1 protein-coding gene is annotated in these 13,468 nt (G+C 64.9%); it reads left to right on the top strand.

The window, feature by feature from the left end:
• Positions 1-11 precede the first annotated feature (11 nt).
• Complete coding sequence (locus LDN95_RS00925) at positions 12-13,397, top strand: filamentous haemagglutinin family protein (RefSeq protein WP_226015741.1); 13,386 nt, start codon at positions 12-14, stop codon at positions 13,395-13,397.
• Positions 13,398-13,468 lie beyond the last annotated feature (71 nt).

Raw genomic sequence — 13,468 nt, 5'->3', positions numbered from 1 at the left:
CCGAAACGACAATGGCACCGCGTTCTTCCGCCTCGGCTTCCACAACTGCCGACGATGCCCGTATCCCGGGGTCGCGCCGTACCGGCCTGATCGCCGGGCTTGCGGCAGGCGGCGTTTCGGCGCGGTGCCTGTTGGCCAGTGTCAGCTTCGGTGCGCTGGTGCTTGGTCTGGCCGATCCGGCAAAGGCGCAGCTTGCCGCGATGCGTGCCGCAGCCGGAACGGTCAATGCCGGTACGGTCAGCGCCGGCACCGCCGCTACGCCCAGCCGTACCGTGACCATGCAAGAGGCGTTGCAGCGCCAGCAAGTGCTGCAGGACCGGGCAAAGGCGCTGGCCGGATACGTTACCTCGGCGCGTAGCGCGGCGCTGGCGGCGATCAAGACGGTGCCGACCGATGGCATCTCGGACAAGGGTTTGAACCCGATTTCCGCGGTTCGGTCGGCGACGTTGTATGTCGCGGCAAGCGCTTCGACCACCACAGTCACCGGAAACGCGGTTCCGACTTCGGTGTCGGCGGCCAACGATGCGACCGGCATCAATACGTGGGAAGGGGCCAAGGCACCCGTCCAGACCACCGACAGCAGCGGCAAGGTCACCGTCACCATCGACCAGACCCAGCAGCGTGCGTTGCTGAGTTGGCAGAACTTCGATGTTTCGGCCAATACCTCGTTGGTATTCAACCAGAAACAGAATGGCACAGCCCAGCAGAGCTGGACCGTGGTCAACCGTGTGGTCAATGCGGTCAACCCCAGCGTGGTGCTGGGTTCGATCAAGGCGGACGGCACCGTCCTGATCCTGAACAGCATGGGCGTGCTGTTCGGTTCCTCGTCGCAGGTCAACCTGCACTCGCTGGTGGCGAGCAGCCTTGAACTGGGCAATTTTGCTTCGGCGGTGGTTTCGGTCGGGCAGCGCCAGTACTTCGTGGCGGCCACGATCAAGGACCGCAACACTTCGTACCTGCAGAACGGGCTGCTGGTTTCAGGAGTGTCCACCTACAAGCCGCAATACCTGTCGGCGCTGCTACCCAGCGGGCAATACGACGTGACTGCCGCCCTGCCGGTGCCGACCACGCTCGAAGGTGCGGTCAACGTCTATGGGGGCGCGCAGATCACCTCGGACAGCGGCGGCATGATCTTGCTCGCAGGCCCCAGCGTGACCAATGCCGGGACGCTTTCTGCCAGCGACGGGCAAGTCAGCCTGCAAGGCGGGCGCTATATCGGCGCAGTGACTTCGACCGGGGCAAGCGGCAGTGCCGATACTTCGGTGCGCGGGCTGATCTTCTCGAGCCAGTTGCCATCGACGCCGACCAGCCCGCAGGATTCGACCCCCGATCAGGGCATGGTGCTCAACCTCGGTCTGGTCAGTTCGCGGCGGGGTTACATCTCGCTGGGCGCGGGCGTGTTCGGCACGGTGACCAACTCCGGCCTGCTCAGTGCCACGACCAGCGTTTCGCGCAATGGCAAGATCGCACTGTCGGCGGGCACTGTGACGCTGACCGGCGATGACAATCCCGATCATGCCAGCGGCGTGACGATCACCGCCGACGACAACGGCGAAACCATCCCGCAGGGCAGCCCCGACAGCCCGGCGTCGTTCAAGTCCTCGCAGATCACCATCGGCGCTTCGATCACCGGTTATCTGACCACCGATACCACCGGCGATTCGGCGCTGCTGCCTTCGGTATTCACCATGGGCAAGAACGCGTTCATCTATGCGCCGAATGCCAAGGTGGTGATCGGACACGATGTCACCACCGGTAACTTTGCCGCCAACAGCGCGGTCAAGGCATCGGTATCGATCGCCGACGGCGCGATTATCGACGTGTCGGGCCTCAAGGACATCGCGGTAGCCGCATCGCGCAACACGCTGACGATCAGCCCGGCCAAGCGCAACGAATTGCGCGATACGCCCAACTATCGCGAACTGTCCTCTGACGGCAGCTTCACCCTGAACGGCCAGACGCTGATCGTCGATCCGCGCATTTCGGGTGTGCGTTCCGACGGCGTGGCATGGGTCGGATCGCCCTTGCTCGAAGCCGCCTCTGCGGTCAGCCAGATCCCGGTGACGGCAGCAGAGCTGATGACCAAGGGCGGGTCGATCAGCATCGATATCGGTGTCGTTACCGCCACCACCAATCTGGATGCGGCAACGGTCGGTGCGATCACCATCGCCAAGGGCGCGCTGCTGGACATCAGCGGCGGCTGGCGGACATATGGTGCGGGCTACATCTACACCAGCCAGTTGGTCACCAGCGATGGGCGGGTGATCGACATTGCCGATGCCGATCCCAACGATTCGTATGTCGATGTGGTCAGCGGCTTCAGCTCAAGCCAACCGCATTTCGGACTGACCCAGACTTATACCAACGCGCTGATCCGCGGCACGCATTACCAGACCGCTTATGACGAAGGCCGCGATGCCGGTGCGTTGATGGTGGTGGGCAGCAACATCAGCTTTGATGGCACCGTCAAGGGCGATGCCTTTGCCGGGGCCTATCAGATCGCATCGGCGATCGCGGCGTCGGCCTCGTCCTCGATCGCAGGCGATCCGCGCAAGCTGCAATACTCGCAGTACCAGTTGCCCAGCGGAGGCCTGTTCCGCATCGGCTCGTTCAGCGCCTCGTCCGACATCGGGCTTGGCCAGGACATTGTCGTCTACAACGGCACGCGCGGTACCGGTACGGTCAACGCTGCCGAGCTCTTGCTCGATGCCACCATGTTGTCAGGTGCCGGGCTGTCGGCGCTGATGCTGCAGACCAGCGGCGCGATCACGCTCGCCGGAAAGTCGGATGCGACCCTGCAAAGCGCCGCCGCGCTGACGCTTACCGGCGATGCCGACCTGACGCTGGCCAATGGCGGCACGCTGGAACTCGATGCGGGCCGTGCGATCCGCCTGAACAGCGATGTGACGATTGCCGGTGGCAAGATCGCGGCGCGCACCTATCAGTTGACCTCGGTTGCCGGGATCGGGATCGGCACCATTGGCAACGTGTTCCGCGCGGATGACGACATCGCCACCAGCTATGCCAGCGAGGACGGGCTCAAGAGTCCGTTCGACATTACCGTCACCGGCACGCTGTCCACCGCCGGGCGCTGGGTCAACGATTACACCAACACCAGCGGTATTGCTGGTGGGGCTGCGTGGATCAACGGGGGGTCGATCAGCCTTGCGGTCGCGCCGCGCGTATTCGTGCCGCTGGGGGCCACTGCATCGAGTGCGACGGTGGCGACCGACCTGTCGGGCAGCATCATCATCGCCGATGGCGCGCGGCTTGATGTCAGCGCGGGCGGCTATGTCTCGGCCCAGCGCAAGTTCAACCTGAGCGCGACCGGCGGCAGCGTCACGCTCAAGAACGAAACGACGTATGCCTCGGTCGTTCCGGTTACGGCCGATCCCAACGATGCGGCGGGCACCACCGTGGTCGGCCAGTCGGTGGCGTTTGCTCCGCTGGCGGCCAGCCCGACCACGATCGGCGTCACCCCGGCGCTGGTGGTGACGAAGCAGAACGCCAAGGTGCGGATTGCCGACGGTGCGTTGCGCGGCTTCGGCTTTGGCGGTGGCGGAACGTTCACGCTGATCAGCCCCGATGTTGCGTTCGGCAGCGTCACAGGCGATGCCAATGCCACGCATATCGGCCTCGATTTCTTCCGCACGACCGGGTTCGGCACGCTTGCGGTCACCAACTACCACTCGCGGATCGTCTCCAACCTGTTCAGCAATGGCAGCGAAGGGCTTTCGGCGTTCTTCGACACCACCAGCTTCACGATCGGCAGCGGTGAAACGCTCGATCTGACGCAAGTCGTGCTGCCCTCCAACCTTGATGTGACCACGCAGCAGCAACTGCTGGGCCTGGCAAGCGGCGGCGACGTGTTGTCGCTGCTGGCGCCGACGGTACCCACCGAAGCGTGGTATCAGAAGGCGGCCAACCTCAAACTGACCGGCCTGATCGAACTCGAAGTGGCCAAGGGCGGTCGCATCATCGGTGCAGCGCAGGCCAGCATCACCACGCCCAAGTTGCGCAACGCCGGCTCGATCGTGCTGCACAGTGGCACCATTGCTCAGATCGCGACGATGCCCGGCGTACTCAACGCATCGGGGATCGGCGTGACCGATCTGGGCAAGGTGTTCGGCAGTGCCGATGCGCAAGGGCGCTTCGATGTCGGGGCGCTCAACACCGCAGGCGTGACCAATGCCGACGGTACCGTGGCGACGAACGAGCAACTGCTTGCAACGCCCAACGCGGAACACTTCGTCTATTTCGTCGGCAGCGTGGCCGCCAATACCGGCATCTTGCTTGACGCAGGCAGCACCACCGACCTGCCGGGCATTGCGCTTTACAACCCGGCCGCGCCCTTGCGCAACGATGGCACCCAGTACCAGTTCGGCAAGTTGCTGGCGGGGGGCTCGATCACTTCGGCATCGGCTTACAAGCCGGTGTCAGACGTGGCGCAGGCGTTGTTCGCCAATCCGACCTACGGCTTTTCGTCCTATCCCGATCCAACCAGCGGCGCGCCCAAGCCGCCGCCGCAGCTTGCCGAGACAGCAGCACGACTGTTCATCGCCGCCCCCGGATCGACGCTCGACATCAGCGGTGCTTCGGCCATGCTCGATGTGGCGGTGTCGGCAACGACGTATGCGCCGTCGCTGCAATGGAGCAACGCTGGAACAATTGCCTTGCGCGGCGGCGGCAGCCTGGCAGGCGCGACCGTGCGCGCGCAGGGCGGATCGGCATCGGCCACCGGCGGCACGCTGGAATGGCTGGACCCCACCATTCGCGCCACCGACGCTGCGGCATCGGATGGTCACTCGGTCTCGGCTGCACAGATCAGCGCGGCGGGTTTCTCGACGCTGCTGGCCGATGGCGGACTGACGCTTGACGGCACGTTCACGCTGGCGCTGAACAAGGCACTGCTGGTCCGTTCGACGCCGTCGATCAACGAAGAGCCTGTCGGCAGCAACGCGGCAGTGGTGATTTCGGCGACCGCGGGCAGCAATGCCACCATCGCCGCGCCTTACATCGGCTTCTCGAGCCGTTCGGGCACGGCGGCAAGTTCTGGCGCGGCAACCGGTTCCGGCAAAGTCACGTTCAAGGCTGGTGCTTCGGGCATGGACTTGATCGGTGGCATCCTGTTCGATGCCTCGATCGCGGCGACCACGCTTTACAGCCAGAGCGACGTGCGCCTGATCGGGGTGGACGACCGCGCCGACACCACACAGAAGCCGGTGCTCAATGGGGCGCTGACCAGCGCTGGCGACCTGACATTCGATGCCGCGCGCGTTTACACCACTACCGGCACCGGCAACCTGCAGCGCTATCTGGAAAGCGAAGCGGGCAAGACCGACAGCGCCCTGCCATCGCCTTACGTGTTGAGCGCGCTGGGCAACGGCACGATCACTTTCCTTGGCGATCACATCAACGCCACCGCGCCGCTTTCGGCGGGTTCCTACTTGCGCATTCAGGCCAAGACCGTGGTGCAGGACGGGTTCCTGGCGGTGCCGTTGGGGCGGATCGAGTTCGGAACGGCGAGCAATCCGGTTGAAACGATCACGTTCGGCACCGGCAGCATCACCTCGGTTTCGGGCGCTGGGCTCAACGTACCCTATGGCACTACCACCGACCTGACCGAATACTTCTTCACCCCCGGTACGTCCTCGCCGATCACCGCGCTGCCTACCGGCGAATTGCGCATCACCGGATCGAACATCACGATCGCCTCGGGCGGCAAGATCGACGGTTCGGGCGGGGGCGACGTGTTCGCCTACGAATTCGTCTCGGGCACGGGTGGTTCGCGCGATGTGCTCAACCGGCTGAACACCGATGCGTTCAGCTCGAACAATTATGATCCGGTGACCGGCAGCGGCACCCAATATGCCGACGGACGGCAGGTCTATGCGATCGTCCCGGCGGCCGAAGCGGCCAAGGTCGCGCTTTATGATCCGGTCTATTCGAGCGACTATGACGGCAGCGGGCCGACCAACCTGTATGGCAGCGATGCGGGCCTTGCCGTGACGCTCGATGGCGGCAATGGCATTCCTGCCGGTCAATACGTGCTGATGCCCGCGCACTATGCGTTGCTGCCGGGCGCCTATCGTGTGGTTCAGAACAGCGGTGCGACCGCACCTGCTGCCGGATCGAGCCAGACGCTGCTTGATGGCAGCGTGGTGATGGGCGGGTCGTATTCGACGGCGGGAACCGGATTGAGCAGTTCGGAACGCGTGTCGTTCACGGTCATGAACCAGGCGACCGTGCTCAAGTATTCCAAGCTGCAGACCACCAGCGGCACGACCACGATTGAAACCACGGCGAGCAATGCGGGCAAGACCAGCCCGCGTGTTCCGCTCGACGCAGCGCGGGTGGTGCTGGCGCCGCTGGCCTCGCTCAAGGTCGACGGCGCGTTCGACATGACGCCGGGCAAGCTCACGTCAACGACCACGACCGGTACCACCACGACGACGACCACCAAGACCGGGCGCGGCGCTGAAGTCGACATTCTGGGCAAGCAGATCGTCATCAACCACACCGGCACCAGCAGCCTTGCCGGGCTTGTGCTGTCGGACACCACGCTGACCAACCTCAACGCCGACAGTTTGCTGATCGGCGGACAGCGCACCGAAAACACCGACGACACCACCACTATCGACGTTTCGGCCAAAAGCATCGTGGTTGTCGGCAATACCGATCTGAAGCTGCCCGAACTGATTCTGGCGGTTGGTGGTACCGGCTCGCGGTTGGTCATCAACGACGGTGCGTCGATCGTGGCGACGGGCACGATGTCCGATACGCGGGCAGGCGATTATGTCGTCAGTTCGGGCGGCGTAAGCAGCACCTTCGACCGCACCGGCGTGGGTTCGGTCCTGCGCGTATCGAGCGGGCCGCAGCGCCTGCTGACGCGCACCGGCACGGTGGCGGCGGCAAATTCGAACCGCAACACCACGCTCGACATCGGCGCAGCCACGTTCGGCGGCGCTGCTATGCTGCTCGAAACCAGCCGCACGCTGCTGGTCGACGACAAGGCCGACCTTGCCACCAAGAGCATCGCGCTGGTGGCGGACAACCTCGGTTTCGGTTCGGGCGGCATTGGCGCCACGCTTGAGGGCAAGCTGGCCAAGGCATCCGAACTGGTGCTGCGTTCGACCAACGCGATCACCTTCGACGCCGGGTCAACCCACACCTTCAACAACCTGATCCTCGATACCAGCGGCATCGCGCTGACCCGCCAGACCGGCGGTAAGAACACACTGACGATCAACGCGGGCGACGTGACGCTGCTCAACAGCGGCGCCGTCAACGCGGGTTGCGGCGCGTTCGGTGTTCCGGTGTGCGGCACGGGCGGCAATGTGCTGGCGATCAACGCGGCAACGCTGACGCTCGGTTCGGGCACCTTCAACACCTACAGCTTCGATGGCGCGGTCCAGTTGGCGGCGACCAAGGGAGCCTATTACGAAGGCAAGGGCGCTCTGGCACTGGGCGGCGCGGCGCTGACGCTGACGACGCCGTTCCTCACCGATCGCGCAGCGGTGGTGGACCCGACGCGCGCCTCGTCCAAGCCGAGCGACGCGATCACGCCGACCGGCAACTACACCATCCCGGTCACGCCCGATTATGCCTTTGCCACCAGCGGCGCGATCAGCCTGAAGGCTCCGGTCCTCGCCAGTGGCAGCACTGCGCCGACCGTCGCCGGAATCCGCGCTCCCGGTGCACATGTCACGTTCGGTTCCGCGGCCAGCCCGATTGCGGGCATGACCATCGACGGGGTCGCCGTGAACGCCACGTCGGGCGTGATCGACGTGCGCTCCACCGGGACGATCGCCTTGGCCGGAGCCGCATCGCTGGCGACGCCGGGCTACAGCCGCAGCTATGGCGACAGCCAGAGCACGACGACGGTTTCGGCAGGCGCCGGGACCGTCAACCTCGTCTCGCTGACCGGCGATATCGTCCTGCCATCGACGACAAGCATCACCGTGGACAACGGCACCGGCAATGCCGGGCGGCTCAACCTGCTGGCAGACGAAGGCGCGATCACGTTTGCCGCCACGCTCAACAAGGGCGTGACCGGCACGCGCGGTGCGTCGCTGACCTTCGATTCGGGCAAGTCGGCGTTCGATCTGGACGGCTTTGCCACGCAATATGGCACGCTGTTCACGGGCGATCTGGAAGTCCGTTCGGGGCTGGGCAATCTGGCGCTCGGCTCTGGCCACAAGCTGGCTGGCAGCACGATCACGCTGGTCGCTGACGGCGGGCAGATCGACATCGCGGGCACGCTCGATACCTCGGGCGCGGACTTGTCCAAGCTTAGCCCCACGGCAGCCACGTCGGCGCGAGTCGATGGCGGTGCGGTCGCGCTGTGGGGCATGAACGGGGTTACGCTGCGTTCGGGCGCGCTGATCGACACGCATACGACCGGTTATGCCGATACCGACCAGCGTCAGGCAACTGCCGGCGACGTGACCATCGGCATCGGCAATACCGGCGGCGCGCTGACGATCGAGACGGGCGCCAAGCTTGATGTCGCCGCGCGGCGTACGCAGACCGCGCTGGCCGCAGGCAACACTGGCAATCGCCTGATCGCAACGACGGTCAAGGACGCCAACACGCTGGTCAACACCACGGTCTACAAGTTCGTGGAAGCCGACACCGGTGGCACGGTCACGCTGCGCGCACCGGTTCTGGGCGCGAATGACGATCACATCGACTTGCGCTTGCATGGCACGGTCACCGGCGCCGCCAGCGTCGAGGTCGAGGCCTACAAGACCTACGATCTTGATGCCTTGGGCAACGAGGGCGCATACGAAGGGGTCAGCGCCAACGGCAGCTCGGGCGTGGTGCTCGATGCCACGCCGACCGGCAACAACATCCTGTCCGATGTGTTCAAGGGCAGCGATGGCACCGCCTCGATCCCGTGGTTCATACAGCATTTCGGTGTGACCGCCGTCGACGGCAGCAATCTGTCGGGCTTGCGGCTGCGTCCGGGCGTCGATCTGGTGTCGACCGGCAACATCGGCCTGATCACCAACTGGAACCTGGCTGCCGGAACCGTCGACCAGACCCGCGCCATCGCCGACGGGTTGATGACGCTGATCCCCGAACTGGGCAAACGGCCGGATTTGCGCTCCAAGTACTACGAAGTGGTCGCAGGACAAGAAGGCAACCTGCTCGAAAACTACACCACCTTCCTCTATCGCGTCGGCGGCAAGGCCAGCGGCGAGGCGGGCGTATTCTCGCTTCGTGCGGGCGGCTCGCTCGATATCGGTGGCAGCATCAGCGATGGCTTCTTCACTTTTGCCGACAAGTCGGACGCCACCTGGATCAACTACCAGCTTGGCGGCGGCACCCGCACGTTCGATCCGGCGCTGCTGGTAAGCTGCGGCAGCGGGCTCGATTGCTCGGGCCTGCCGACATACGCCGATGTCGCGGCGGGCAAAGCCGTGGCGAACAGCGCCAACACGCTGACAATCGGGCTGAGCAAGTATTACGTCGGCAATCAGGAAGGCCGCGCAACGGTCGACGCGCCGTTCAACGCCGATGCCAACAGCGCGGTGGCGTCGGGCAGCAACCTTGATCCCAATACCGGCAACTTCAGCGGCGATGCGCTCGGTTTTGCCCAGTTGTTCCCGCTGCTGGCCGATGGCAGCCCGATCCGGTCGAGCAGCCTGCGACTGGTCGCGGGCGCTGGCGATACGATTTCGGCCAATCCGCTGCACATCGATCGCGCCACCAATGCGCTGTTGCAGGTAGAAGGCGAGACTGCCTATTCGTTCACGGCCACGGCCGGTCAGGTCAAGCTGGGCTCGGCGCTGAACTTGTCGCTGGCGGTGGCGGGCAGCAGTGCCGGGACCGGTCCGCTTTATACGCTGGGGTCGCTGGTCGATACCACCGACACCACCGGCAACGCCGCCGCACTGACCGACGACACGTACACCGCCATCACCTGGGGCAATGGTTTTTCGGGTGCGTCGGCGGACTTGCGCAGCGCGGCGCAAAGCTTCTTTGCCAGCAAAGAGGCCAAGTTCACCAAGTCGCCAGCGGGCATCATCACCGGCGTTGCCGCGCGGCTTGCCGACGTTCTGGCGTTCCTGAGCAATGTCGAGCCGACCTTGCTCGGCGGGATCGCCAACAGCACGCCGGGCTATCCGACAGGTACGCTCAAGGCGCCGTCGATCATCAACTTCGGCACGCAGGCCGCCTATTCGCACACCATCGTGCGGACCGGTGACGGAACGATCGCGCTGGCCGCGTCGGGCAACATCGACTTGCGCAACGGCGCTTTCACGCAATACCGCACCGAAAAGGGCGTCACCACGTTCAGCAGCGGCGCCAGCAACGCGCAAGTCGGCGGTACGGCGGTCTACAGTGCCGGGCATCGTGTCGGCACGGCGGCGCTGCTCGCCAATGTGGTGGGCACAGGCCAACTCGTCTCGGTCACGCCGGACAGTGCCTATGTCGGGATCAAGGCGCAGAATGCCGCGTTCCTGCCTTCGGCCAAGGGGCTGGATGATCAGGCCGCAGTGCTGGCAACCGGCGGCGGTTCGGTCTGGCTGAACGCCGGAGGTGACGTGCTTGGTCGCCGCGACTTGTGGAGCGAGCGGTTCCTTGGCGCGGGCGCGACCTACAGCGGCAACCAGTTGACCACGTACGACGTCACCCAGATCGGCGATGCTTCGCAACGCTGGCGCGCGGGCGTGGTCGGACAGGACACCGAGATCGCCATCGCACCCAAATACTTTTCCAGCGGCGTCGGCGCGCTGGCGGGGGGCGATGTCACGATCCGCTCGGGCGGCAGCGTGACCGACCTGACCGTGGCGCTGGATGCGGCGGTCACCACAACGGTCGGCCTGACTACCGGCACGTCTCCAGCACAAAGCGTCGGTGCGGTGCAGGTCACGCTGGGCCGGGGTAACCTCGATATCAGCGTTGCGGGCAACCTGAATGCCGGCCAGATCGATGTGGCGCACGGGGTCGGCACGATCAACGTCGATGGCAGCGTGGTCGGCTTTGGCAAGGAGCCCAACACGACCACCACGGACACGACGCAGTATCTGCGCGTGCGACTGGCTGACGCTTCGGTCACGCTCAGCGCCCAAGGTTCGATCGCACTGGCCGGCGTCTCGGCATTGGGCGCGCAGCGCACTGGCGAAGTGCTGGGCAAGTACAACGCAGCCGGGTTCTTCGCGCCCGAGGCCAGCTTCGGCGCCATCGCCACCGGCAGCCTCAGCTACATCGACAACCGGCTCGACCAGGCTGTTCCCTTCCAGCTCGGCAGCGGCAACGCGGGTGCCTTTGCCGGGTCGGTGCTGCCGCCGTCGCTGACGCTGGCGGCGCTGACGAACAGCCTGACCGCGCCAAGCCTGCCGCTGCTGCTCTACCCTTCGACCAGCGGCAATCTTGACCTGTTCAGTGCAGGTGACATCAGTTCGCTGGTCATCGCCATGAGCGACAGCGATCCGTCGCTGTTGCCCGGCGCGTTCTCGGCCGCGCAGATCAACCTCGATTCGATCAACGCGTCGGGCGCTGGCAACGTCACCGCGCTGGTCGGTCTCGGTTTCGGCATGCCGGGCGTGGAAGCCACGACCAGCGACCGGTTGCTGCGCCTCTATCACAGCGAGGCGATCACCCATGCCGGCGACACCATCGCTGCGCAGATCTTTGCGGGCAACGACATCCGCAACTCGCTGATCAACTTGCCCAAGCAGGCACGGATCACCGCCGGGCGGGACATCGTCAACCTGTACTTTGCCGGGCAGAACGTTTCGGCGGGCGACACCACCACCATCACCGCCGGACGGGATATCACCGGCACCACCTCATCGTCGGTCACAGCCAACCTGCCTTACGTGATTTCGAGCAATTACATGCTTGGTGGCCCGGGCACGTTCCAGGTGCAGGCAGGGCGCAACATCGGGCCGTTCATCAACTCGGCCACGGTCAACAACGTCAACTATGCCGGTGGTATCCAGACCGTCGGTAATGACGCCAACCCCTGGCTCGGCGCTGCAGGGGCCGACCTGACGGTGTTGTTCGGCGTTGCCAAGGGTGTGAACTACGCCTCGCTGGCATCGACCTACCTTGATCCTGCCAACTTCGCCGCACTCGATGGCGACTTGTTCGTGCAGGTGAAGGACGCGATCGGAAATTCACATCCCGATCGGACCAAGCCGGTCTATGCCCCGGTTCTGGCCAGCTGGCTGCGCACGCACGCACCCGCAGCCTTTGCCGCGATCTTCGGCTCGGTGGCCAGCTATCCCGACACCACCGACGGCAACGCCGCGCTGACCACAGCCTCCTACGCGCAGATGAGTGCGCTTTACACTGCGTTCAAGGCGCTTGATCCGCTGCTGCAGAACAGCTTCCTGATCAAGGATCTGTACTTCAACGAATTGCAGCAGACGCCATCGATCCGCTCGTATCGCGCGGTCAACACGCTGTTCCCGGCCAGCCTTGGCTATACCGACAACCTTGCCGAGTTCACGACCGCGGCATCGACGATCAGCACCGATCACCCGCAAGGCCAGCCGACCCGCATTCTCGAGAACGGCCAGCCCAAGAAGGCGACGCAAGTCGTCACCGGCAGCGTCGACTTGCGTCTGGCAACGTTCGAAACCACGCGCGGTGGGGACATCACCATCCTTGGTCCCGGCGGTAACTTCATCGGCGGTTCGGTGGTGCGTACGTCCGAACAGGCGGCGCGGCGCGTGACCCGCTTCGGCGTCGACGCCACCGCAAGCCTCGCCTATGGTCGCATCGACAGCACCAACACGCAGGCGATCGACGGCATCCCGCTTGGCTACGAAGGTGTGCTGACCTTGCGCGGGGGCGCGATCCGTAGCTTTGTTGACGGCAATTTCCTCGTCAATCAAAGCCGCGTGTTCAGCCAGGCGGGCGGCAACATCGTGATGTTCTCGTCGAACGGAGACCTCAACGCCGGGCAGGGGCCGCGCAGCGCCTCGAACTTCCCGCCGGTGACGGTGCGCTTCGATCTGGACGGCTTCAGCGAAGTCGACAGCGCCGGGTCGGTGTCGGGCGCAGGTATCGGTGCGTTCAAGCGCAGTCCGTCCGACCCGTCATCGTCGGTCAGCCTGATCGCGCCGGTCGGTACTGTCGACGCCGGTGATGCGGGCGTGCGCGCGACGGGCGACGTGGTGGTCATTGCCGCGCGTGTGACCAACGCCGATGCGATCAGTTCGTCGGGCGGCTCGGTCTCGGGTGTGCCTTCAGGAGCGGTGACGGCTGCCGCGGCCCCGGCTGGAGCCAATGCTGCGGTTGCTGCGCAGTCAGGAGCCAAGTCCGGCGGCAACGATAGTGCGGACAAGCGCTCGGTCATCACGGTCGAGGTCAAGGGCTATGCCGGTGATCCGAACTGCGACGATCCGAACGATCCTGATTGCAAGGTCCGTCCCTGAGCGAGGATGGGCCCGCCCGCAGGTTTCGATTGTTGAAAAAATGTGGCAATCGACCCGGTTCGTCACGCAAC

Origin of the sequence: Novosphingobium sp. FKTRR1 (assembly GCF_020404405.1) — a bacterium.
GTDB lineage: Bacteria > Pseudomonadota > Alphaproteobacteria > Sphingomonadales > Sphingomonadaceae > Novosphingobium.
The sequence above is the reverse complement of the archived record's forward strand: the minus strand, read 5'-3'. Positions and strand labels throughout refer to the sequence as shown.

Bases quoted from the DNA above. Each gene is read 5' to 3' on its own strand.
- LDN95_RS00925 (WP_226015741.1), top strand. From the start codon at position 12: ATGGCACCGCGTTCTTCCGCCTCGGCTTCCACAACTGCCGACGATGCC.